The organism is Rhodococcus sp. 14-2470-1b (assembly GCF_002259415.1).
Classification (GTDB): domain Bacteria; phylum Actinomycetota; class Actinomycetes; order Mycobacteriales; family Mycobacteriaceae; genus Rhodococcoides.
In genome coordinates, this window is record NZ_NPFY01000006.1 from 60,500 (window position 1) to 83,957 (window position 23,458).

28 protein-coding genes are annotated in these 23,458 nt (G+C 63.5%); 9 read left to right on the top strand and 19 right to left on the bottom strand.

Annotated features, from left to right (window positions below):
- Positions 1-139 precede the first annotated feature (139 nt).
- The 9 genes from CH293_RS03520 to CH293_RS03565 form a co-directional block, all read right to left on the bottom strand.
- On the bottom strand, positions 140-565 hold the full coding sequence (locus CH293_RS03520) for a hypothetical protein (RefSeq protein ID WP_094719387.1): 426 nt from the start codon (positions 563-565) through the stop codon (positions 140-142).
- 169 nt (positions 566-734) lie between these two features.
- Entirely contained in the window at positions 735-1,448 is a 714-nt protein-coding gene (locus CH293_RS03525; protein WP_094719388.1) for an MspA family porin, read from the bottom strand.
- A 772-nt stretch (positions 1,449-2,220) separates the two neighbouring features.
- Complete coding sequence (locus tag CH293_RS03535; RefSeq protein WP_019664499.1) at positions 2,221-2,718, bottom strand: molybdenum cofactor biosynthesis protein B; 498 nt, start codon at positions 2,716-2,718, stop codon at positions 2,221-2,223.
- 89 nt (positions 2,719-2,807) lie between these two features.
- The gene (locus tag CH293_RS03540; protein ID WP_094719389.1) at positions 2,808-4,256 is read right to left on the bottom strand and encodes a S1C family serine protease; all 1,449 of its coding nucleotides are present in this window, start codon (positions 4,254-4,256) and stop codon (positions 2,808-2,810) included.
- Between the two features lie 104 nt (positions 4,257-4,360).
- Positions 4,361-5,782 (bottom strand): HAMP domain-containing sensor histidine kinase, encoded by a 1,422-nt coding sequence (locus CH293_RS03545; RefSeq protein ID WP_241483806.1) that lies wholly within the window; start codon positions 5,780-5,782, stop codon positions 4,361-4,363.
- A 77-nt stretch (positions 5,783-5,859) separates the two neighbouring features.
- Positions 5,860-6,552 (bottom strand): response regulator transcription factor, encoded by a 693-nt coding sequence (locus tag CH293_RS03550; RefSeq protein WP_170945144.1) that lies wholly within the window; start codon positions 6,550-6,552, stop codon positions 5,860-5,862.
- Between the two features lie 39 nt (positions 6,553-6,591).
- Positions 6,592-7,209 (bottom strand): trimeric intracellular cation channel family protein, encoded by a 618-nt coding sequence (locus tag CH293_RS03555; RefSeq protein ID WP_094719390.1) that lies wholly within the window; start codon positions 7,207-7,209, stop codon positions 6,592-6,594.
- Positions 7,210-7,264: 55 nt separating this feature from the next.
- Positions 7,265-7,726 (bottom strand): DUF6194 family protein, encoded by a 462-nt coding sequence (locus CH293_RS03560; protein WP_094719391.1) that lies wholly within the window; start codon positions 7,724-7,726, stop codon positions 7,265-7,267.
- Between the two features lie 7 nt (positions 7,727-7,733).
- Complete coding sequence (locus CH293_RS03565; RefSeq protein WP_094719392.1) at positions 7,734-8,168, bottom strand: VOC family protein; 435 nt, start codon at positions 8,166-8,168, stop codon at positions 7,734-7,736.
- Between the two features lie 76 nt (positions 8,169-8,244).
- Between CH293_RS03565 and CH293_RS03570 the strand changes: the two genes are divergently transcribed.
- Positions 8,245-9,261 (top strand): magnesium and cobalt transport protein CorA, encoded by a 1,017-nt coding sequence (locus CH293_RS03570; protein ID WP_037110770.1) that lies wholly within the window; start codon positions 8,245-8,247, stop codon positions 9,259-9,261.
- Positions 9,262-9,329: 68 nt separating this feature from the next.
- Here CH293_RS03570 and CH293_RS27815 read toward each other — a convergent pair whose 3' ends face one another.
- The 5 genes from CH293_RS27815 to CH293_RS03595 all read right to left on the bottom strand — a co-directional run bounded on the left by CH293_RS27815 (position 9,330) and on the right by CH293_RS03595 (position 13,301).
- Positions 9,330-10,184, bottom strand: coding sequence for an LAGLIDADG family homing endonuclease (locus CH293_RS27815; RefSeq protein ID WP_141217135.1), 855 nt, complete (start codon positions 10,182-10,184; stop codon positions 9,330-9,332).
- A gap of 111 nt (positions 10,185-10,295) precedes the next feature.
- On the bottom strand, positions 10,296-11,381 hold the full coding sequence (locus CH293_RS03580; protein ID WP_369597556.1) for a lipase family protein: 1,086 nt from the start codon (positions 11,379-11,381) through the stop codon (positions 10,296-10,298).
- 208 nt (positions 11,382-11,589) lie between these two features.
- Positions 11,590-11,757: a 50S ribosomal protein L32 gene (gene rpmF / locus CH293_RS03585; protein ID WP_094719395.1), complete on the bottom strand. Its 168-nt coding sequence runs from the start codon at positions 11,755-11,757 to the stop codon at positions 11,590-11,592.
- A gap of 3 nt (positions 11,758-11,760) precedes the next feature.
- The gene (locus CH293_RS03590; protein WP_037110617.1) at positions 11,761-12,021 is read right to left on the bottom strand and encodes a type B 50S ribosomal protein L31; all 261 of its coding nucleotides are present in this window, start codon (positions 12,019-12,021) and stop codon (positions 11,761-11,763) included.
- Positions 12,018-13,301 carry a GTP-binding protein gene (locus CH293_RS03595; RefSeq protein ID WP_176459897.1) on the bottom strand — a complete coding sequence of 428 codons (1,284 nt, stop codon included), beginning with the start codon at positions 13,299-13,301 and terminating at the stop codon, positions 12,018-12,020. The genes CH293_RS03590 and CH293_RS03595 overlap by 4 nt, the downstream gene beginning before the upstream one ends.
- 76 nt (positions 13,302-13,377) lie before the next feature.
- Between CH293_RS03595 and rpmB the strand changes: the two genes are divergently transcribed.
- From rpmB to CH293_RS03630, 7 genes are all read left to right on the top strand, one after another.
- The gene (gene rpmB / locus CH293_RS03600; protein ID WP_037103928.1) at positions 13,378-13,614 is read left to right on the top strand and encodes a 50S ribosomal protein L28; all 237 of its coding nucleotides are present in this window, start codon (positions 13,378-13,380) and stop codon (positions 13,612-13,614) included.
- Positions 13,611-13,781: a 50S ribosomal protein L33 gene (gene rpmG / locus CH293_RS03605; RefSeq protein WP_170945158.1), complete on the top strand. Its 171-nt coding sequence runs from the start codon at positions 13,611-13,613 to the stop codon at positions 13,779-13,781. Before rpmB ends, rpmG begins: the two co-directional genes overlap by 4 nt.
- A 1-nt stretch (position 13,782) precedes the next feature.
- Positions 13,783-14,088 (top strand): 30S ribosomal protein S14, encoded by a 306-nt coding sequence (rpsN, locus tag CH293_RS03610; protein ID WP_037103923.1) that lies wholly within the window; start codon positions 13,783-13,785, stop codon positions 14,086-14,088.
- Positions 14,089-14,105: 17 nt separating this feature from the next.
- On the top strand, positions 14,106-14,360 hold the full coding sequence (gene rpsR, locus CH293_RS03615; protein WP_008719028.1) for a 30S ribosomal protein S18: 255 nt from the start codon (positions 14,106-14,108) through the stop codon (positions 14,358-14,360).
- Positions 14,361-14,469: 109 nt separating this feature from the next.
- Positions 14,470-15,393, top strand: a complete 924-nt coding sequence (locus CH293_RS03620; RefSeq protein ID WP_094719397.1) for an AEC family transporter — start codon at positions 14,470-14,472, stop codon at positions 15,391-15,393.
- 64 nt (positions 15,394-15,457) lie between these two features.
- Complete coding sequence (locus tag CH293_RS03625; protein ID WP_019664482.1) at positions 15,458-15,919, top strand: hypothetical protein; 462 nt, start codon at positions 15,458-15,460, stop codon at positions 15,917-15,919.
- A 13-nt stretch (positions 15,920-15,932) separates the two neighbouring features.
- Positions 15,933-16,502: a DUF1707 domain-containing protein gene (locus CH293_RS03630; RefSeq protein WP_094719398.1), complete on the top strand. Its 570-nt coding sequence runs from the start codon at positions 15,933-15,935 to the stop codon at positions 16,500-16,502.
- Here CH293_RS03630 and CH293_RS03635 read toward each other — a convergent pair.
- Positions 16,499-18,448 (bottom strand): VWA domain-containing protein, encoded by a 1,950-nt coding sequence (locus CH293_RS03635; RefSeq protein ID WP_094719399.1) that lies wholly within the window; start codon positions 18,446-18,448, stop codon positions 16,499-16,501. The two genes, CH293_RS03630 and CH293_RS03635, sit on opposite strands and share 4 nt — an antisense overlap.
- Positions 18,448-19,833 carry a sigma 54-interacting transcriptional regulator gene (locus CH293_RS03640; protein ID WP_037103887.1) on the bottom strand — a complete coding sequence of 462 codons (1,386 nt, stop codon included), beginning with the start codon at positions 19,831-19,833 and terminating at the stop codon, positions 18,448-18,450. Before CH293_RS03640 ends, CH293_RS03635 begins: the two co-directional genes overlap by 1 nt.
- 194 nt (positions 19,834-20,027) lie before the next feature.
- On the opposite strand from CH293_RS03640, the gene CH293_RS03645 reads away from it, so the two are divergent.
- Complete coding sequence (locus CH293_RS03645; protein ID WP_094719520.1) at positions 20,028-20,891, top strand: DUF559 domain-containing protein; 864 nt, start codon at positions 20,028-20,030, stop codon at positions 20,889-20,891.
- A 68-nt stretch (positions 20,892-20,959) separates the two neighbouring features.
- On the opposite strand, the gene purH is transcribed toward CH293_RS03645, so the two are convergent.
- The 3 genes from purH to CH293_RS28115 form a co-directional block, all read right to left on the bottom strand.
- Complete coding sequence (gene purH, locus CH293_RS03650) at positions 20,960-22,510, bottom strand: bifunctional phosphoribosylaminoimidazolecarboxamide formyltransferase/IMP cyclohydrolase (RefSeq protein ID WP_094719400.1); 1,551 nt, start codon at positions 22,508-22,510, stop codon at positions 20,960-20,962.
- On the bottom strand, positions 22,507-23,145 hold the full coding sequence (gene purN, locus CH293_RS03655; protein WP_094719401.1) for a phosphoribosylglycinamide formyltransferase: 639 nt from the start codon (positions 23,143-23,145) through the stop codon (positions 22,507-22,509). Before purN ends, purH begins: the two co-directional genes overlap by 4 nt.
- Before the next feature lie 105 nt (positions 23,146-23,250).
- On the bottom strand, positions 23,251-23,412 hold the full coding sequence (locus CH293_RS28115; RefSeq protein WP_176459899.1) for a hypothetical protein: 162 nt from the start codon (positions 23,410-23,412) through the stop codon (positions 23,251-23,253).
- Between the last annotated feature and the right edge of the window lie 46 nt (positions 23,413-23,458).

Genomic DNA, 23,458 nt, shown 5'->3' on the forward strand with positions numbered 1-23,458 from the left:
AGCGCCTGCTTCTGCCGACGAATCGGTAGGGACAGGTGCTTTTCTTAAGGCAAACAATCTTTCGGTTCAGAAATCTTTGAACCTAAGACAAATGGCCCCGGCGATTCGCCGGGGCCATTTTCACAGAGATAATGGGCGATCAGAACTTCTGGAGCGGGAACTCGGCAAGAGTGATCGTGGTTCCGTCACTCTCGCACGCCGATGCGACAGCAGCGGAGTTGTCCACGAACGCTTGACCTGATTCACTGTCTGGCTCGGCCAGTTCCAGCGAGTCAGCGGGGAGTGCCGTCACCAACGACTGCAGCTGCGTCTGCACGTCGCCGGAGGCACTGTCGCCGAGCGGCCCGAACTTGGCGATTGCGGCATCCTTGTCCGCCGTCCACTTCTCGGCGTCGCCGTCGACGGGGCCGGCTGCAGTCAAGTCGGTTAGCTCGTCATGTGCTGCCGCAAATTGGGTGCACGCATCGGCATTCGCTCCGGACGCGGATTCGCCGCTGTCACCGCTACATCCGGCAAGGGCGACCAGCGCAGTCAGCGCAACAGCGGAGATCAGAGTGGAACGCATTTGGTATCAGCCATTTCTCGTGCCGTGCAGGTGCACCGGCACCTGCCGCACGTCATCGAAGATGGAAGGGAGACAACACAGATCGGGCCCGCCCGGATGATTCCGGACGGGCCCGATCGTGATGTCAGTGTGTCAACACTGGGATGAAACCGTTGTCAACAGATCGAGATCAGTTGAAAACCCATGGGTTGCCGTAGGTCACAGCAACGTCACCGGTGGAGCTGGTGACCGACACGTACGGGCGGACGCGGACGTTGCCGAGGATGCCGGTAGCTGTGCCGTGAACATTGGCGATCTGGATCGTGCCGGACGGGCCGGTTCCGTCACCCTCGGTGCCCTGGACATCACCCGAAGCGCCGGTGGCGTCGACGATGCCGGGTCCGGGAGCGATCTCAGCCGAGAACCCGACCGACGGCAGGAGGTTGTTGGTGGAGTAGGACGAGTCGCCACCAACCGTGGTCTCAGTGCCGTCCAAAGCGGTGGTGTAATCCGAGCTTCCACCGATGCTGAAGTTCGGGGTCTCGTAGCCGAAGGTGATCTTGCCGCCGAGGCTGGCCGGGTAGCCGACCTGGTATCCGACCTTCACGGTGCCCTCGAAGTCGTCGGCGTCGGGTCCGGTAACGGTCCAGCCTGCAACACCGTTGGCGAACCACTCACGAGTGAGCGGGTTGCCATCCAGCGGCGGGACGCTGTTGATGAAGGTGTCGGACAGCGTCACGGTGATGAGGTTGCCGTTGGCATCCACAACCGAGTTGGTGCTGTCGACAGCGGCGGACGCGGTACCCGTACCGAGCACCAGGCCGACAACCGAAGCGCCGGCAACAACTGCAGCGCCCATGGACTTCAGTCCACGGCTACGCCGCGGCTTCTGGATCTCCGTCATTTACTTCCTCATCATGTTCAGTCCCAGCGCAGTCGCACGGGAAGCTTGTGGCTTTCACCCTCGGTTCCTCGTCAGCAACGACGCTACGACTCCCCGAGCAGAACTAGATCCTTGGATCAGGTTCGTATAACAGTTCTGCCAGCCGCGTCCGGAGCGTGTTGCTCGCACCCGGTCTGCCAGAAGCTGAGGGGAACATTAGAGGAGTTGCCGGATCGTGACAATCCCTACGATTGCCCGTCGTACATGCCCGAATCGTGATGTGTTTCAAGCATGTGAACGGTTTTCACACCCTACCGGACAGTAACCCCGGTCACACCCATCGCCGCCGTTGTCGATCCGTTACAAACCTCACCGCGGCGTAAACACGCGCTGATATGGGAAGACGTTCAAGTAACGCAGTGCCCGGGCGGAGACCGATCGCCGGGCGCGAGGTTTCGAATCGCCCTGATTGGAAGTCAAGCAGTGCGTATCGGACACGAGCCGACGCTAACGGCGCGTAAACGAACTACTAACAGGACTGTGATTCACACAAAGAAATGTGTTGTGGATCACATCAAAAGTGATGGGGCGGACGCTCGCGTTCGAACCAGTCGGCCGACGTCCTGGACGTCGACTCGCTCCGATCGTCGGCAGTCTGTTCGGGGAGAACGTCGCCGAAAACGCGAGCAAGCCGGGCCCGTTGCGCACGGGCCCGGCTCTCAGCGTCTAGCTCTGTCTTGTTCTGCTCTGCCCTGTTACTCCCGGGCGTCTCGTCCTCAGGCATCGGCGATGCTCAAGCGTCCAATCCGGACAGCTCGGTGATGACCTGTGCGGCCAGCGGGGTCAACGTCGCCATACCGTCGCGGATTGCCGCCCGCGAGGACGCGAGGTTGACCACCAGGGTGCTCCCCGATACCCCCACGAGACCACGCGACAGGCCGGCGTCGAGCGAACCCGCCGCGAGACCTGAGGACCGCAGCGCCTCGCTGATTCCTGGAATCTCTCGGTCCAACACCTCGGCCGTGACGTCGGGAGTCACGTCGCGCGGCGAGACACCGGTTCCGCCGATCGACACCACCAGATCGACACCGCCGATCACCGCCGTGTTGAGCGCGTTCCGAACGTCGACCTCGTCCGACGTCACCGCGACGACCCCGTCGACCAGGAAGCCCGCCTCGGTGAGCAGCTCCGTTACCAACGGACCCGTCGAATCCTTCTCGTTGCTGTGTGCGGTCCGATCGTCGACGATCACGACCAAAGCCCGCCCGGCCAGAGGTGCCTCGTGTTCCATACCGATAACCGTAGTAGTAGAGCCCGCTCCCGATTCACGCTGTGCGTAAATAGTTGCCACTGTCGCCAGACGTTCGGTGTCGATCGGCATCATCGACCACCGGGGAAGCCGGGGATCTGCAGCGGCGACTGCGACTCGGACGGTGCCTGCACCGCCGCCGTCTGAGGCTCTGCCGTTCCGAGTGTCACGTCCACAGTCTTCTCGCTGCCGCCCTCGGTGTAGGTGATCTTCACCGAGTCTCCCGGCGCGTGCGAACGCACAGCGGCGATCAGTGCGTCACCGCTCGTGATCACACGATCGTCGACCTTGGTGATGACCGCACCCGTCGGGATGCCCGCTCCAGCCGCAGGACCGCCTTCGGTGACCTCGACGACCGTCGCGCCGTTCGCGTTGTCCTGAGACGGCACCTGGACGCCGATCATCGCCTGCGTGGCCTTGCCCGTCGTACTCAGTTCGTCGGCGATGCGCTTTGCCTGATCGACCGGAATTGCGAAGCCAAGGCCGATCGATCCGCTCTGCGATCCGGTCGACTGGCCACCGCCGAGGGTCGCGATAGCGGTGTTGATGCCGATCAGCTGGCCCTCGGTGTTCACGAGCGCTCCACCGGAGTTACCGGGGTTGATGGCCGCATCCGTCTGAATGGCGTCGATGACGGAGTTCTGGTTGCCGGATTCACCGCTCGTCGAGACCGGGCGGTTGAGCGAGGACACGATGCCCGTCGTGACGGTTCCGGCCAGGCCCAGAGGCGAGCCGATGGCCACGACCTGCTGACCGACCTGGAGGTTCGACGACGTTCCGAGCTCGATCGGCGTCAGGTCGGTGCGACCCTCGACCTTGATGACGGCCATGTCCGAGACCGCATCGGCACCGACCAGCGTCGCCTGAGCCGTCGAACCGTCGTTGAAGGCGACCGTGAGCTTGCCGTTGGCTCCCGCGCCCGTCGCCACGTGGTTGTTGGTCAGAATAAGGCCATCCGACGACAGGATCACCCCGGAACCCTCGCCCTCGGCCTGACTGCCGGTCACCTGGATCTGCACGACGCTGGGAAGGACCTTGTTCGCGACGGCCTGAATGGAACCGTCGGGGATGTTCGCCGCAGGCTGAGCCGCCGTCACCGTCGAGTTGAGTGAGTTGGTGGCGTTGCCGGCACCGTTGCCGCCTCCCGCCGCGTACACACCCACTGCCCCGCCGATTCCGCCGCCGACCAGAACGAGTGCAATAGCACCCGCAGCGATCGTCGCGCGGCCCGGTCGCCTGCGCAGTGCGGGCGGAGCCTGCACCGGAGCGTCGTGCTGCGTCGGAGCTGCATGAGACTGGGTGTATCCGTAGCTCTGGGTGGGCGCGCCCTGCTGGTACGGATTGTGGCCGTACGAAGGAGCGCCGTACGGGTTGTGCGAACCCTGCTGCCCCTGCTGAGTCGGGAACTGCTGTGTCGCATGCTGATCGGACTGCGGAGCCGGATTCTGTCGCGTCGGATTCTGCTGGGCAGGATCGTGCGGGGTCGTGTTCGGCTCGGAGTCGTTACGATCGTCGGTCATCTGCAGTCGCTTCTTTCACTAGAAACCTCGCGTGGTGCGAAGTCACCCGCTCTGTTGTCGACTACATTGCCGGTCCGTACTGAGAGTGCGCTGAGATGCGCCTATCAGTTTCCCATGACTGTGCCGTCGGAATCGCCCTCTTCGGCAGCCACCAGGTCCGGCGCCGATTCACCCGGCAGAACGATCCGAATGAGCGCACCGCCGCGGTCCGACACCTCGACACCGATGGTTCCACCGTGCTTCACGACGACCTGGCGCACGATCGCCAACCCGAGACCGGAACCCGGCATGGACCGCGATGCCGTCGAGCGATAGAACCGCTCGAACACCAATTCCCGGTCCTCCTCGGGAATTCCAGGACCCGCGTCATCGACGGTCAGCTCCATCAAACCGTCACCGATCTTGCGCATCACCACACGAACTTCACCGCCCGCCGGACTCCACTTGGCGGCATTGTCCAACACGTTCAGAACCGCGCGCGACAACCCGGCCTGATCGCCGTAGACGAACCACGGCTCGAGCGTCGCATCGAAGTCGATTTCGTTGCGACGACGCCTCGCTCGCTCGAGACTCCGCTCGACGGCGTCGGCGAGATCCACCCGCTCGAACACCGTCTCCGGTGCGTCCTCCCGAGCCAGATCCACCAGATCACCGACGAGGGTGGACAACTCCTGAATCTGCGCGACGACGTCCGTGCGCAGCTCTGCCATGTCCTCGTCCGGAATCGCCGGCGCCCCGGGACGGCCGGCAGCGATCAACAATTCCATGTTGGTTCGCAGTGACGTCAGCGGCGTACGCAACTCGTGACCGGCGTCGGCGACCAATCGGCTCTGCCGCCCACGCGATTCGGCCAACGCACGAAGCATGGTGTTGAAACTCGTCGTCAGCCGGGCCAATTCGTCGTCGCCGGTCACGGGAATCGGCGTCAGATCATCCGTCCGCGCAACCCGTTCCGCAGCAGCGGTCAGACGCGCAATGGGTCTCAGCCCGGTTCTGCCGACAGCCATACCCGCACCTGCCGCCAGTACCACGCCGAAGGCGCCGACGATCAGAAGCACCCACGCAAGCCGGTCCAGCACAGCACCCGTCGGCGACAATCTTTGCGCGATGACGATCGCACTGCCGTCCTGCGCACGCTGACTCAGAACACGCTGATCGTCGACCGTGCGCAAGGACAGATCCGTCCGCCCCTCCGCGACAGCGATTTCCGGCTCACCGATCGGCACCTTCGAACCCGGCGGCACGTACTTGCTCAGGTCCGGAAAGACGAGCGCGACGGACACGTCGGTGCTGTAGAGCGTCGCACCGGCGACATAACGAGGGTCGAACGTGACGATGTTGCTGTTGATCAGAGCGTCCGCACGCGTGCGGAGCTGACTGTCCACGTCGCCGTACAGAGCCCGCGAGACCACCGCGTACGCCGCGATCGCCATCACGGCCACCGCCACAGCCACCACCGACGCCGCCAACAACGTCACCCGCCAGCGAAGAGACACCGTGCGAGTCAGCGGCATCGGAGGACGCATCGCGGCCGGGTCCGACGAACGCTGCCCTGCCGACGAGCGCTGCCCTGCCGACGAACGCTGACCGAAGGGAGCGACCATCACGGAGGCGTCTCGCGGAGAACGTAACCGACGCCGCGGACAGTGTGGATCAACCGAGGCTCGCCCTCGGCCTCGGTCTTACGACGCAAGTAGCCGACGTACACCTCGAGAGCGTTGCCCGACGTCGGGAAGTCGTACCCCCACACCTCCTCCAGGATGCGGCTGCGAGTGAGAACCCGACGCGGGTTCATCATCAGCATCTCCATCAACGAGAATTCGGTGCGTGTCAGACTGATCGACCGCTCCCCGCGGGTGACCTCACGGGTCACGGGATCGAGCGACAGATCAGCGAAGGTCATCGCCTCCGATTCGCCCTCGGCGTCCATGGCCGTCCGGCGAAGCAGCGCACGTAAGCGAGCAAGCAGTTCTTCGAGCGCGAAAGGCTTGGGCAGATAGTCGTCGGCGCCGGCGTCGAGTCCCGCGACGCGCTCGGAGACGGAGTCACGCGCAGTCAGCACCAGGATGGGCAGATCATCGCCCGTACTGCGCAGCCGACGACACACTTCCAACCCGTCCAACCGCGGCATCATGACGTCGAGAACCAACGCGTCCGGGCGAGCCGCAGCGACTTTCTCGAGCGCATCGAGCCCGTCGACCGCCAATTCCACCGTGTACCCGTTGAAGGTGAGCGACCTCCTGAGCGAGTCCCGGACTGCTCGATCGTCGTCGACAACCAAAATGCGCATTGTCATAGTTTGTCCTGACGGACTGAGATATGTCTGAGAAGGGGTCTAGTCCACACTCGGCAGGCGCCGCGCAATCGGCAGATTCCATCGTCGCCACAGAGCCAGCACCCGCAGACCCGTCGCAAGGATCGTGCCCGCGACCAGGCCCACGTTGTCCGGAAGACCCGACCCCTCGACGACCGCCACCACCGTCGACCCCAGCAGAGCCGGCACCGCGTACAAGTCACGACGCAGCAGCAGCGGGACCTCGTTGACGAGAACATCTCGAATGACGCCACCGGCAACAGCCGTCGTCGCGCCGATCAAGCATGCAGACAACGAGCTGCCACCGGCAGCCAACGCGACCGTCGCACCCGTCGCCGCGAACAGCCCCATCCCGAACGCATCGAACAACAGAACCCCACGCCAAATCCGATTCATCACCGGATGCGCCACGAACACCACCAACGACGTCACCAGAGCAACCGTCACATTCGGCCACTGATCCAACGACGTCGGCGGATGAATCCCCAGCAGAACGTCGCGAATGATGCCCCCGCCGATACCCGTCGTGATCCCGACGACGCACACCCCGAACAAGTCCAACCGCTTACGAACACCGATCAACGCCCCGGACGCCGCAAACGCCACGATTCCCACATACCCCAGCACCTCGACCAGCACGGGACAAGCGTCGCACGAGTGGTCGACGCCTCCAACTCGCTGGTGGACGAGTCTCCTACTCCGATCCGTCGGACGCGGAGTCCGATCGACGCGCTCGGCGCTCGACGCGTTGCCGATCGGCCAGGTACGCGATTCGAAGAAGCTCAAGAGCAGAATCGAGGCTTCGAGTCCCCGGATTCACCACGCACACCCAACCCGGGTACACCGGATGAGGAAGAAACACATCCACGGCGCCGACGTCACTCACCGACGGATCTTCGGTGAACCGGTCCGCTCCCGAATGAATGTTCAGGCGCCAACGATCGGTGTCGTCCAGACGCGAACCCGTGTCCCCGGGATAGTTTTTCGTCACGATCGTCGCGAACGGTTGACGGGTGCGCGGAATCTGTCCGTCGGGCGCGTAATAGAAGAAGTGATCGCCCCACGATATCTCCGGGTGTGCACTCCCAGGCCCTGGAGCAAGGTCGAGTACACCCTCGTAGGTTTCGACCTCCGACAGAATCCGTTGAATCGACATGGTGTGATCAGACTTCCTTCAGCTTCACGGTCCCGTCCTCGTCCACGCTCCAGCCGGGGTTGTGGCATACCTCCCAGATGACGCCGTTGGGGTCGGCGAAGTGGCCGTTGTACCCACCGAATGCAGCTTTCTGCGGCTGCTTGATCAATGTTCCGCCTGCCTCGACGGCCGCCTTCACCACTGCGTCGGCCTCGGCGGGCGAGCCGACGTTGTGGGAGAGCGTCAACCCGCCCACCGTTGCGGGCCCGTCGTTCCGCCCCAGATCCTCGGTGAACTTCTGCGCGTCGAACAAGCCCAGAACCAAGCCCGACGCGATCTGGAAGAAGATGATCTCTCCCGGTACATCCAGTAGAGGTGTCCACCCGAGGCCGTCTCGGTAGAACGCCCGGGACGCGTCGACGTCGGGAGTAGCGAGTGTCAGGAAATGTACGCGCTGATCCATACACCCAGTCTGACGCCTGCGACCCGGTCTGGCAGGCTTTCCACGGTCACTACCGAAGAGAGTGCAGGTGAGAAAGTTGCCGATCGTCGACAACGCGGTGTATGTCGACGGCAAGCGTGCCGTCACCCCGGACAACCTCGACAGCACGTACGAGGCCATGCGGGATCGACACGGCATGGCGTGGATCGGACTGTACCGACCCGAGGAAGAGGAGATCAATTCGGTTGCAGCCGAATTCGGCCTCCACCGCCTTGCCGTCGAAGACGCCATCGCCGCCCACCAGCGCCCCAAGCTCGAGCAGTACGGCGACCAACTCTTCGTCGTCTTCCGGCCCGCCCGCTACATCGACGAAACCGAGAAGGTCGAGTTCGGTGAGCTGCACGTCTTCCTCGGACCGGACTTCGTCGTCACCATCCGCCACGCCGAATCGCCCGAATTGTCCGCCGTCAGATCGCGATTGGAAGCCGATCCCGAGCTGTTGACGCTCGGCACCGAAGCCGTCATGTACGCCATCCTCGACCAGGTCGTCGACGAGTACGAGCCCGTCGTCGAAGGGCTGCAGAACGACATCGACGAAATCGAGGACCAGCTTTTCTCCGGCGACCCGTCCGTGTCCCGACGCATCTACACGCTCTCGCGTGAAGTAGCCGAATTCCAGCGCGCAACCGAACCATTGGTGTCGATGATCGACGCCCTGAAGCGCGGCAACAACGAGTACGAACTCGACGTCGAACTCAAACGATCCCTCCGCGACGTCCTCGACCACTGCGTCCGCATCACCGAACGCGTGGAGGGTTTCAAAGCGACGCTGCAGAACGCGTTGCAAACCCACGCCACACTCGTCGCGCAGCAGCAGAACGAGGAAATGCGCGCCATGACGCAGGTCAGCCTCGATCAGACCGAGCAGACCAAGAAAATATCGTCCTGGGGCGCAATCCTGTTCGCTCCCTCGCTGATCGCCGCCATCTACGGGATGAACTTCGAGGACATGCCGGAACTCAAATGGCACCTGGGATATCCCATGGCCATCCTCGGCATGGTCGTCCTGTCCTCCGTCCTCTACCTGGTCTTCAAACGCCAGAAGTGGCTGTGAGAAAAACATGTGTGAAGCACGCCGACAATCAAACCCAGTAACACTGAGCAGAGGCATGTTCGCGAAGGTTATCGGTCGGCTTCGGTAGCCGTATCAACGGTCGGCGCCACGGCCCCGGCATCTGCGAACTTGGCGACCTGCTCGAGCCTCCACACCCTGACTTTCACCGAACTCACCGTCCGATTGAGTTTCTGCGCAGCCGCTTCGCGCGGCAACGTCACAGCGATGAAATCCTCCTCCGGCGTCCAAGCGCGTTTGCCCAGAAGTGCGCGCGCACGCATTCCTTCGGGTCTGGCCCAGGCCGCGACGGCGGCTGCCGATCGTCGCTTACGGTCCAGAGCAAGGCAGCCCGGCGGGTACGCCCACTTCGCCAATTGTGATGCAGGATCGCTGGCCACCATCAGAGAAAAAGCATTGTCACGTTTGTTTCGCTTCGGGTTTCGTACGGCTCCTGTGATCGTCTTCGCCGTCGCGCAGAAGTGATCGGCCATCGCCTCCGAAGCTGTAAGAAAAGCTACAAACGGGAACCCCCTTCGAGTGAACCCTACGCTGCCATCACCGTCGATCAGTCCACGGAAGTAGCCCCGCGCATGATAGGGAATATCGGGCGGCTGGATTCTCAGGGATTTGCGACCAACTGGGACGCCGCACGCTTGCAACTCCCGTCGAAATTCGAGGCTGCAGGCACGCCATGTGGCAGAGGTGTAAGAATCCGAGAAATTAGTGGTTCTCGTACGAGTCGAAATGTTCACATTGACGCTGGGAAACAGTGCGGAAAGCTGCATCAATAGCTCTCGATCCTTGACTGCCAGTTCAATCGAAGCCTTCCCTTTTCGACCGGTACTGGCTTGCAGATGACCATCGGTCTGGAACAGCCCGAGGAAGTACGAGTGATCTTCACGGGAGAGGTCGATGATTGACATGCGACGTATCCAACCACCGACCACCGACAAAATTGGTCAGAAGTGTTGCGCGCTAACGTTAGTCAATCACAGAAGAATGAACGCCTTCATACGGTGCGTGACTGGTTGGCGTTATTCGAAAAGTCGTTTCACGAACGGAACGGAATCCGCCTGTGATTGCAGTAGTGCACCGCTGTGATCCGTCGGGTACGTGTGGAGCGTGACGTCCTGACCGTTCGACTTCATCTGAGCAACCAGTGAAAGAGCAGCGGGCGCAGGCACATCCACGTCCGTCAGACCTTGTCCGATGAAGACCGGTCGGTCGTAGCCGGAGACGGGCACGCCCATGTAGTCGTTCAACAGACCGTAGAAATTCGGAATCTGGTTCAGCGGTTTGGCGAACAGATCACCGGAGACGGTGCCGGCGAACTCGTCCTCAGCATCGAACACGCAGACCCTTTCCGCGCGGTCGACCAGCTGTCTTCCCTGTTCGGTGAGGTACGAGTCGAGGTCGATCTCCGGATGCGCATATCGCAGACCCGCCAGGATGTACAGCAGGTACGTCGTCAGACCCTTGCCCGCGGCGACCGGAAGAACTCCCGGTCCCAGCGGCAGAAGTGCCAGCTCGATGTTCGCCGGCACCCCGGTCCCGACGGCTCCGCGGTAATCCAGCTCGGGGCCACCGTATTCCGTCGCGTATCGAGCGGTGGTGATCGCTGCGCCACCGCCCTGGGACTGGCCGATCACTACCCACTTGTTCGACAACGACGGCTCGACGGATCTGGCCGCCTTCACCGAATCCACGACACTGTGTGCAGACACCTTGCCGTCGAGATACGGCATCAAGCCAGGCGTGCCCAGGCCGACGTAATCGGTCGCGGCAATCGCGTATCCCTGGTCGATCCACGTCGACAGGTAGCCGAAATCTCGCTCACGGTCGGCGGGGCCGACACGGGACGGCGCACACTCGTCGGCGAGACCCGAAGTGCCATGAGCCCAACCGACGACAGGCCAACCACCCTCGGGCGCCGGTCCCTCCGGAACGAAAAACGTTCCACTACTGAGCGCCGGAGCACCATCGGATCCGACAGTCCAGTACGTGATGCGCTGCGCCTCACCGGTTCCGGGAATCCACAGATCCGTGGGCAGCGGCGACGTATCCACAATTGTGCCGGGCGTCCTGTCCACCGGCTCTGCGGATGCAACAGCACCTGCCATGGTGCACGCAAGAACAGTGCACGTCAGGGCAGCAGCGGACCGAAGAGCGAAGGAAGTGGACACTTCGACAGACTAACGGCTTCTCCACACCGGACGCCAGGGGTTTGTTTGCCCTCCCGACGCGGAGCGAACGTGGGGTTCGGTCAGTCAGACTGACCGAACCCCACGTTCGCTCGGATAAACGGGTTGGTTCTGGACAAAGGACGGTTCAGCTCGGGTCGTAGACACCTGTCTGTACGGCCCTGACGAGCCGGCGCGGGACTTTGAATTCCTGCCCGCCGACGCGGACGCTCACGAGGTCGGGAGCGACGGCTTTCCACTGTGCACGACGGCTGCGGGTGTTGGACCGCGACATCTTCCGCTTCGGTACAGCCATGTCTCAGGCCTCCTTACGGCTGCGACGGCCGTAGCGCTTCTCGAACTTTTCGACGCGACCCTGGGTGTCCATGATGCGTGCGGCACCGGTCCAGAAGGGGTGGGACTCGCTGGTGACGTCGACGATGACGAGCGGGTAGGTGTTGCCGTCTTCCCATTCGATGTCGCGGGTCGAGGTGATGGTGGATCGGGTGAGGAATTTGGTTCCTGTTCCTGCGTCCTGGAATACCACGGGGTGGTAGTCGGGGTGGATTCCTGCCTTCATTCCTGTGCCTCTTTCTTCTGCTCGGAGTACGGGGATTCTGTTGTTTCGCACGGGTCTTCGTGCCATTGACCGAACGGGTCGTTCCATTCGGCCCACGCGTGGCGGTCGGTCATCTCGTCGTCGGACACCAGCGCCCACTGCAGCGTCCGGTCGATTTCGGAGGGGTCGGCGGCGTGGACCAGGACGACCAGCGAGGTGTCCCGGTCACCGAACTCGTCGTTCCACCGAAGGGCAGCCATCGCCCGACGCGAGGTGTCGACGGCGTCCTGTTCCTCCGGTGTCATTGCGGCCAGCCATTTTCCGGCACTGGCGACGCGCAGGCCGCCGCCGGCGGATTCGATCCACAGGGCCTCGTCGGGCTGAGTTGCCACCCAGGCGCGTCCCCGTGCGGTGACGACACCGTCGAGCAGAACGTCGATCGCCTCGTGCAAGCGCTCGGGATGGAAAGGACGCGTCGCCGAGAACTCGACAAGGGTCACTCCGCAATCCGCGGTGAGTGGAGGTTCGCCGCGCAGCAGCGGCGAGTGGGCGTCGGTGACGGTGCCGCGACGCGCACCCAGCGGGACGGCCGCGACCAGCGCGTCGGCGTCGAGCCTGTGCCCCGGCCCCACCCAGGCGATGGGCGCCCCGGGAGCGAGACGAGCCAGCACGGCGGCGAGCTTGGCGCGTTCCCACGCGTCGACCTCCGGGCCTGCGGTGACGACGAGGGCATCGGCATAGTCGACCTGCCCGACGACGACCTGCGCGACGGTCCGGTCGTCGTCGCCGCTGGCCACGATTCCTCGGTCGGCCAGGGCGTCGTCGCCGGTGGCGTCCGCGAGCCAGGTGGCGGCGTCGAGGCAGTCGATCACGGCTTCGATACGGACGTCTCGCGAGGCCGATCCGTCGACCTGACCGACGATGCCCGCGACGACGACGTTCTCGATCGCCCAGCACAACGCTTCCGGCTCGAGGGCAGGATCCATCGCCAGAACGATCCGTCGCACCGAACTACGGGTGGACAGCGTCCTCAGTAGCGGGAGGAGGTCCTCACGCAGCGTGCAGGAGACACAGCCGTGCGCGAGCTCGAGAATGGTTTCGCGCGGTGCGTCGCCGTCCATGTAGAGCGTCCGGCGGACGACGCCCTCGTAGACGCGACTGAGGTCGTGGCGTACGGCGACGGTGCCCGGCCCGAGCAGTGAGGTCACCACGTCGTCCATGGCACCCGTCCAACCGGATACGAGTACGAGTGGTGTGCGGCCGTCCACAAGCAGACCCCTTCTATCGACAACGATTGTCATTTCTTGCGTTGTCACGCTACATTCGAAACATCGCTTTGTCGAAAACGATTGTCATGTCAGCTAGAGAGGACCGCGTATGTCCGCGCACTGCCAGGTGACGGGACGGAAGCCGGGATTCGGTAAGTCCGTTTCGCACTCGCACGTCAGGACCAGCCGTCGCTGGGACCCGAACATCCAGAAGAAGACCTACTTCGTCCCGAGCCTCGGCCGCCGCGTCACGCTGACGCTCTCGGCGAAGGGGATCAAGACCATCGACCGTGACGGAATCGACGCCGTCGTCGCCGAACTCGTGGCACGAGGAGAAAAAGTCTGATGGCAAAGAGCACGGACGTCCGTCCGATCATCAAACTCAAGTCGACCGCAGGCACCGGATACACCTACGTGACCAGGAAGAACCGTCGCAACGACCCCGATCGCATCGTCCTGAAGAAGTACGACCCCGTCGTCCGCAAGCACGTCGACTTCCGTGAGGAGCGCTGACATGGCCAAGAAATCGAAGATCGCCAAGAACGAGCAGCGCAAGGTCGTCGTCGCCCGCTGGGCAGCGCGCCGGGCCGAATTGAAGGAGATCGTTCGGAAGCCCTCGACGCCCGATTCCGAGCGAGCCGAGGCCCAAGCGGCACTGCAGCGTCTACCGCGCGACGCGAGTCCGGTACGATTGCGCAATCGTGACGCTGCGGATGGACGTCCGCGCGGCCACCTGCGGAAATTTGGACTGTCACGCGTGAAGGTACGCGAGATGGCCCACCGTGGGGAGCTGCCAGGCGTCCACAAGTCGAGCTGGTAAGGAACAGGGAAGAACAGATGGCAGTCAAGAGAGCACCGTCGAAGAAGGTCCGCGCAGAGGCAGGACGTCGACCCAAGAAGAACCCGTTGAACGCCGCCAAGGTGACCACGGTGGACTACAAGGACATCAACCTTCTTCGTCAGTTCATCTCGGACCGCGGCAAGATCCGCAGCCGCCGCGTCACCGGCCTCACGCCGCAGCAGCAGCGTCAGGTCGCCGTCGCAGTGAAGAACGCTCGTGAGATGGCCTTGCTGCCGTTCACCAGCCGGTAACAACTTCTCGTACGAAAGGCCACGCACTCTCCGGGTGCGTGGCCTTTCTGCGTGAGCACTAGAGTTAGTCCTGGCCAGCCTCCCTGAGAGAAACGAGACCTACCGCTCCATGTCCGGTGTTCTCGAAGGCTTCACGGTCATCTTCATCGTCATCGCGCTCGGCTACGTACTCGCGAAGTTCCGGGTCCTCGGCGAGCACGGCCAGTTCGTCCTCAGCCGGCTCGTGTTCTTCGTCGCAACACCCGCCCTGTTGTTCGTGACACTCGCTCAGGCGGATCTCGCAGTCATCCTGTCGCCGATCCTCGTGATCGCCGGCGTCACCGCGCTCGTCGTCGGATCCCTCTACTTCCTCCTGGCACGGCTCGTGCTGAAACGCCGTGTACCCGAGGCGACCATAGGCGGCCTGGCATCGTCCTACGTCAACGCCGCCAACCTCGGAATCCCGATCGCAGTCTTCGTACTGGGCGACGCCAACTTCGTCGCGCCTCTGCTGCTCTTCCAGATCATGGTGTACTCGCCGTTGGCACTGACCATCCTGGACCTGTCGACCATGGGCAAGAAGGCGTCCATCCGCAACATCGTCGTCACGCCCTTCAAGAACCCCATCGTCCTCGCCGGCGCCGCAGGACTCCTGCTGTCCATCTTCGGCATCGAACTGCCGGAAGCCATCATGCAACCGTTCGACCTGGTCGGCGGCGCTGCCGTTCCCGGCGCTCTTCTCGCGTTCGGTCTCTCCCTCTACGGCGCCCGCGTCCTCCAGAAAGGCAAGAGCCCCAGGCGAGACGTCGTCCTCGCGTCGACGATGAAAATGGTGCTCCAGCCGGTCCTCGGTTACCTGATGGGACTCGCGATGGGATTGGAAGGCCACGAACTCTTCGCCATCACCGTCATCTCCGCCCTCCCCACCGCCCAGAACGTCTTCGTCTTCGCGAACCGCTACGACCGCGCCGTCGTCATGGCCCGGGACACGGCCTTCGTCACCACCATCGCGGCGATACCCGTCATCGCACTGGTGACGGCCCTGCTCGCCTAGACCCGTCGCCCGATTCTTCGACTACCCAAAGGTTCTCCTCAGCTCCCGCGGTTACTTTGGAGCCATGAGGTTTCTGGCTGCAGGAGTTCTGCTGTGCGTCCTGCTCGTCGGGTGCGGCAACGACCCTGCCGACGGCGGTGACGACGTCGAAGCCACCACCCCTACGTCGGCGCAGCTCATGCACAGTCCCAGTGCACCGCCGGTGCCCGTCGAGGTCCCGGTGGGCGACGTCGGGACGATGTTCGAGTCCACACCAGGGCTGGTGCGCGCTGTGTCGACGCCGTTCGAGTCGTGGAGCCAGATCTCCCCCAACACCATCGCCATCCATTTCGTCACCGGAACCCCGGAGTGTTACGGGGCCGAAGTAGAGGTCACCGAGTCCGATACCGAGGTCGTCATCGCGCTACGAACCGGAACGCTTCCCGAGGCCGCGGACAAGGCCTGCATCATGGTCGCCGTGTACGGCACGATGCAGATGACCTTGAGTTCGCCCGTCGGAGACCGCGCCATCGTCAACGCAGCCTAGTAACCTGACCCAGGTGAGCGATCACCTGCCCGAACAGAACCGTGAATCCGTCCGCGCCGCCGACGCGGACCGCAACCTCGTCGCCAAACTCCTCAGCGACGCTCTTGCCAGTGGCCAGCTCACGGTGTCCGAGTACGACGAGCGCACGGCCGCCGCGTACCGCGCAAAAACCTACGGCGAACTCGATGTTCTCACCAGTGACCTTGCGCTGACGCCGCCCACCGAAGCTCTCTACTCGACTCCCAGCCGTTCCACCGATCGCGCCGTCGCCATCATGAGTGGATTCGAGCGCAAAGGCGAATGGACCGTCGCACCCCGCGTCGAGGCCGTCGCGTTCTGGGGCGGCGGTGAAATCGACCTACGCAGAGCGCACTTCTCGGCTCCCGAGGTGACGATCAACTGCGTCGCGATCATGGGCGGCATCGACATCACGGTCCCCCGCAACGTCGCCGTCGAAGTACGCGGCGCAGGCATCATGGGCGGCTTCGATCATCTGAGCCAACAAGGTGCTCCCGGCGCCCCGCGAATCGTCGTGACGGGCTTCGCATTCTGGGGCGGCGTCAGCATCAAGGCCAAGGACTAACGGGACTTCCTGCGTTTCAGATAGTCCGACACCACTGCGGCTCCGAGCCCATCCAACTCGGGAGCGATGACTCGCCCACCTACCCGCTCGGCCATCTTGTCCACGACGCGGGCCAGCCCCGGATCGTCTCCCAACCGGAAGATGGTCACCTGCGCACCCAGCTTCGCCACCGTATCCAGTTCACGGACCGTCAGCCCCAAAGTCCTGTTCGACGGCGGATAGTCGAAATATGCATGCCCGTCGGGCTCGAGGTGCGCGGTGGGTTCGCCGTCGGTCACGATCAGCACGACGGGTTGCGCGTTGGGATGCCGACGCAGGTGCCGCACCGCCAGCATCAACGCGTGATGCAGATTGGTGCCCTGGTCGTACGCCCCGTCGAGACCGGCCAGTTCCGATGCCGTCAGTGTCTGCGCGTGACGACCGAAGCCGATCAGCTGCAGATCGTCTCCGCGAAACCTGGTGCTGACGAGGTGATTCAACGCAAGAGCGGTGCGTTTCATCGGCACCCAGCGACCGTCCATCACCATGGAGAACGACGTGTCGACGAGCAGCGCGACGGCCGCCTGCGTCCGCGTTTCGGTCTCGCTGATCTCGACGTCGGTCACTTGAAGCTGCACTGGGAACGTCGAGCCCTCGGCTGCGGTGCGCAGGACGGCATTGTTGACGGTGCGGGTGACGTCCCACGGCTCGGTGTCACCGAATTCCCATGCCCGAGAAGCCCCCGTCGGCTCGCCCATCGCACCGGCCTTGCGCGTGTCCCGCTCGCCGCCGCGTCGGGAAATTCGTCCCGCGACGTCCTTGAGGGCGGACTGTCCCAGCTGACGCATCGCCTTGGGCGACAACCGCCATTGACCGTCGGCACCCTTGTCCATGAATCCTTGCTGTTCGAGCGCCTTTTCGAGCTCGGCCAACATCCGAGCATCCGCCGCAGCTTCCGGCCCCAACTGTTTCAGCAACGCGTCGGCGTCGATGTCGTCGAGCGCGGCGCCGTTGTACTGCTGAGAGAGCTGGTTTCCGAGGTTCTCCAGGTCAGCGATGTCCTGTAGCGCACCGGTTCCGTCGCCAAGACCCATGCCGTTCTCGCCACGGAAGTTCTGCGACCCGTCCCAATCCTCCCCCGGTCTGGCTTGCTGGAGGTTCTGATCGAGCTGGTCGAGTTGCTGCAGCAGATTCGAATCTCCGAATGCCTGCTGCGCCAACGCATCGAGCTCCGCTCGCTGCTCCGGACTGAGCGAGTTGCGCAGACGCTGAGCTGCCGCGGATCGCTGGGCCAGGGAATCGAGTAGCTCCTCGACGTTCGACGGATTCTCGGGGAAGTGCTGGCCGTGCTTGGCCATGAACTCCGAGAAGTCCTGATCGGTGTCCTCGCCTCGGTTGTGCTTGTCCAGAAGCTCGTTGAGATCCTTCAGCATCTCGCTGATGGCTTGCCGATCCTCGTCCGTCCCGTTCTCGAGCGCATTCTTCATACCCGCGAAACGCTGGTCCAACATCTCACGCCCGAGCAGATCCTTGATCTTCTCGTAGTTCTCGCGAGCTTCCGACGAACGCCAGTCGTAATCGGCTAGCTCCTGCACGGCCTGCGCCGTCGACGGGGACAGATCCCCGATTTGCATCTCCTGGAAACGCGCGTCGTCGTCGAGCGCACGAGCCAACGCTTTGCGCTCCTCGAGGACGGCTTTGTCCAGGAGTTCGCGGACCTCCTGGAGTGTTCCGTCGAGGTTGTTCTTCCGCAGAAGATCCCGTCGCCGACGGTTGGCCTCGGCCGCCAGATCGTCGAGGCCCCGCATGTTCCGGGTACCCCGCCGGAGCATCTCCTGCATCGCCCGACGCGGCGATGCGCCCTCGAGCACGTCCTCACCGATCGACTCAAGCGCTTCGCGCAGGTCTACCGGCGGTGCCAGTGGATCGGGGCCGTCGTGATACCGCCCGTATCTACTGGCAGGCATCAGCTGTACACCGTCTGTCCGTCGTCATCGGGATCCTTGGAAATCCTTCGCGCAAGGTATAGCCCTTCCAGTGCGAGTTCCGTTGCGGCAGCCCGCTCGCCATCGGACGTCGCGTTCAGACGCTCGTCGATCTCCTGAAGCACGTCGAGGTCCGGCAGCTCACCGATCAGTGTCTTGGCGGCGATTCGATCGCCCGTCACCACCGGCTCACCCTGTTCGATGGCCGTGACGAGCGGTGCCAGATTGATCCCACCCAGCCGGTCCCGCACCGTGTCGGCCGTCGAGCGTCGAAGCAAATGCTCGAGCACCTCGGTCTCACGGCCCTCTTCACCGGACTCGAATTCCACCTTGCCCCTGAGGACTTCGATGATGGTTCCGAGGTCTACCGGCCGCGCCACCGCATCGCTCTCGCCGAGAACCGCAGCACGATGCACCGCCGCGGCCGCGATGGTCTCCGCCGCGGCGATGGCGAACCGCGCCGACACACCCGAACGCTGGTCGACGGACGGCGACTCACGCAGCAGCCTGGTGAACCGCGCCAGCACTTCGAGAAGGTACGACGGCACGTTCGCCGGGAGGTTGGCCTCCTGCTCGATCACCGAGATCTCGTCGGCCAACGCATGCGGGTAGTGAGTACGAATCTCCGCGCCGAAACGGTCCTTCAACGGAGTGATGATCCGCCCACGGTTGGTGTAGTCCTCGGGATTCGCACTCGCGACGAGCACGACATCGAGCGGCAGACGCAGCGTGTAGCCGCGGACCTGGATGTCCCGCTCCTCCATGACGTTCAGCAGCGAAACCTGAATACGTTCCGCAAGATCGGGGAGCTCGTTGATCGCCACGATCCCCCGATGACTCCGCGGCACGAGCCCGAAGTGGATGGTCTCCGGATCCCCTAGACTCCGTCCCTCGGCAACCTTCACCGGGTCGACATCGCCGACAAGGTCCGCAACCGACGTATCCGGAGTAGCCAGCTTCTCCGAGTATCGCTCGCTACGGTGACGCCACTCGACGGGCAACGCGTCGCCGAGCTCACGTGCCCGTCTGATGCTCGCCGGAGTGATGGGTTCGTACGGATGCTCGCCGAGCTCGGAACCTGCGATGACAGGCGCCCACTCGTCGAGCAGAAGATTCAACGTACGAAGAAGGCGCGTCTTTCCCTGCCCGCGTTCACCGAGCAGAACAACGTCATGACCAGCAAGAATCGCTCGCTCGAACTGCGGAAGCACAGTCTTGTCGAAGCCCAGAATTCCCGGCCACGCATCCCTGCCCTCACGCAATGCGTCGAGCAGATTTTCCCGGAGTTCTTCTTTCACAGAGCGCTGCACGTGTCCGGATGCACGCAACTCGCCGACAGTGGTGATGCCAGGTCGATTAGAGGTCACTTCACCAAAGTACGCCCGTCTCAGAAGAAGCACCGTTCGCCGAGTTCGAGGTTGTGCAGCGATATCCGTCGAAATACGCACATAGGCTCGCGTTCGGCGTTCCAATACCATAGATCGAGAAACACGTGCCGTGGCTATACACAGATGTGGATAGCCACGGCAAAACGTCGGTGTCAGTTGAGATCGTCTTCCGCATGAACAATCGCCCGTTTCTGGGATCGGACGCGGTACGACAAGGACGTCTCACGCGCACCGCCTTGCGCCGCGATCACCGGCGAATCTATCGCGACGTCTATATCCGCCGAACGGACGAGATCGACGCAAAGACGCGCGCGTGCGCAGCATGGCTGTTCTCGCGCGGGAAAGCCGTCGTGGCGGGTCAGAGCGCAGCCGCCATTCACGGCAACAAGTGGATTGCCGCTGATCACCGCGCCGAGCTCATCTGGCACGGTCATCGCCGACTGTCGGACGTTATCGAGATCAGAGGCGACAAGTTACCGCCCGAACACATCGAAACCATCGGCGGAATTCGGGTCACCACTGCTGCACGTACAGCTTTCGACCTCGGCCGTAGAGGCCAGTTCGAGGAGGCATTGATACAGGTGGACGGGCTGTGCAATGCCACCTCGATGCCGCCCCGCACGATCGAACAACTTGCCGGTCAATGCAAGGGCGTCCGCGGTTCGATTCAACTCCGCCACGTTGTGGCACATGCCGACGCCGGCGCGGAATCACCGCAGGAGTCGAGATTGCGGTTGCTGATCGTGAACGCCGGGCTCCCTCGTCCGCTCACTCAGATAGCAGTCCGGGGAACGGACGGACGCGTCTTCGCCAGGATCGACATGGGTTGGGCGAAGTGGAAAGTAGCGGTCGAGTACGACGGCCACCACCACTGGTCCGATGCCCGCCAGCGCGCCTGGGACATCGAGCGCGCACACAGACTCGAAACGCTCGGCTGGACCGTCATCAGAGTCAGCTCACAATTGCTCAGCCGCAGTCCGACGGCACTTATTGCGCGTATACGGGACGCGCTGCGCGCTGCCGGCGCTCCCGTGTGAACTGCGAACGCGAGGTTATGTACGAAATTCGGACCGAATTCGCACATAACCTCGCGCTCGGCGCTGGATCAGTGCGCGAAGTGACGCGAACCGGTGAGGTACAGCGTGACGCCGGCGTCCTGGGCTGCGGCGATGACTTCGTTGTCGCGGACGGAACCGCCGGGCTGCACGACGGCTTTGACGCCGGCGGCCAGGAGAACCTGCAAGCCGTCGGGGAACGGGAAGAAGGCGTCCGAGGAGGCAACCGAACCGACGACGCGATCGCCCGCGCGCTGGACGGCGAGGTGAGCTGCGTCGACGCGGTTGACCTGGCCCATACCGACGCCGACGGACGCGCCGTCCTTGGCCAGCAGGATTGCGTTGGACTTGACGGCACGGCCTGCACGCCAGGCGAATTCGAGATCCTTCAGCGTCTGCTCGTCCGCTGCGTCACCGGCTGCCAGAGTCCAGTTGGCCGGGTTGTCGCCGTCGGCGTCGATGGCGTCGCGTTCCTGCAGCAGAGTCCCACCGGAGATCGGCTTGAGCTCGACACCCTTGCCCGACGGGGCGGCCGCGAGCAGCACACGAATGTTCTTCTTGCGCTGTAGAACTCCGAGTGCACCGTCAGCGTAGGACGGAGCGACGATCACCTCGGTGAAGATTTCCGCGACCTGCTCGGCCATCGCGACCGTCACTTCGCGGTTGGCTGCGATCACGCCGCCGTAAGCACTGACGGGGTCGCAGGCGTGGGCTTTGCGGTGCGCTTCGGCGATATCCGCGCCGACGGCGATGCCACACGGATTGGCGTGCTTGATGATCGCGACGGTCGGGCCCTCGTGATCGAAAGCGGCACGCCATGCTGCGTCGGCGTCGGTGAAGTTGTTGTAGGACATTTCTTTGCCGTGCAGCTGCTCGGCCTGAGCTATGCCGGTGCCTGCCGGGTCCTTGTACAGGGCTGCGGCCTGATGCGGGTTCTCCCCGTAACGCAGCACTGCCGCGCGGTCCCAGGTGCCGCCGATCCATGCGGGGAACTGCGAGTCCGATTCCACGAGAACGCTGCTCATCCACGAGGCGACCGCGACGTCGTACGCAGCGGTGTGCTGGAACGCCTGTGCCGCAAGCGAAGTGCGCTCGGCGAGCGTGAACCCGCCGCCGGACACTGCGGTGAGTACATCGGAGTACCGAGCCGGATCCACCACGACCGCCACCGACGGGTGGTTCTTCGCGGCAGCGCGGACCATCGACGGGCCACCGATGTCGATCTGCTCGACGCATTCGTCCGGTGTCGCGCCACTGGCAACGGTGTCGGTGAACGGATAGAGGTTCACCACGACCAACTCGAACGCCTCGATGCCCAGCTCCTCGAGCTGCGAAACATGCTCCGGCCGACGGGTATCGGCCAGAACACCCGCATGGACACGCGGATGCAGCGTCTTCACACGACCGTCGAGGGTCTCGGGAAACCCGGTGAGATCCTCGACCTTGGTGACCGGGATCCCGGCGTCGGCGATCTTGGATGCTGTCGATCCGGTGGAGACCAGAGCGACGCCTGCCTTGTGCAAGCCGGTTGCGAGTTCGATCAAACCGGTCTTGTCGTAGACGCTGACCAGTGCGCGGCGCACTGCTTTACGTTCACTCATGGTTGAATCTGAGCCTTTCGTCCATCGGAGACAACACCTCGGGTGGCAACAGCTGCGATCACATCGACCAGAAGCCTGCGTTCCACGGTCTTGATTCGCTCGTGCAAAGTCGCGACATCGTCGTCGCCCAGCACGGGCACAGCTTCCTGAGCCAGAATCGGCCCGGTATCGACACCGGCGTCGACGAGATGCACCGTCGACCCGGTCAGTTTGACGCCGTAGGCGAGCGCGTCCTCCACTGCATGCGCACCGGGGAACGACGGCAACAGCGCAGGATGAGTGTTGACGATGCGTCCGGCGAACGCACCGAGAAAATCGGAACCGAGAATCTTCATGAAGCCGGCGGTCACCACCAGATCGGGCTCGTGCGCCAGCACACGTTCGGTGAGAGCCGCGTCCCAGCCATCACGATCCGCGAACTCCTTCAGCCCGACGCGGAAATGCGCAATCCCGGCAGTGTGTGCATGCCGGGCAGCGTCGCAATCACGATCGACACCGACCGCAACGATCCGCGCCGGATAGGACTCGGCCTTCGTCGCATCGATCAGGGACTGCAGAAGCGATCCGGTGCCCGAAGCGAGGACAACGACGCGTGCTGGGTGCTCACGGGTGGCAGTCAGCGCACTTCTCCTGATCGATCGAGGCCGGATCGCCCGTCTGTATCTGACCGGGACCAGTGTGAAGAATAGTCGCTGCCTGTTCGGGCGTCGTAACGCAGGTCCTTTCTCGATCGAGAGGCTCTACGTCAGTTCCTGGTCGAGGGCCGCGAACAGTTCCTCGGCGTCCCGAGGCTCGGTCGGGAGGCTTGCCACGATCCCCAGCTCGGTGCGCGCCGAGATGTGCGCGGTGGTGCAGTAGCGGGGTGGAGAAAACTCCACCCCGGATTCGCCCTTTGGCTCCATGTGAAACCACGATCGCGAGCAATAGCGTCGTAGACGAACCACACAG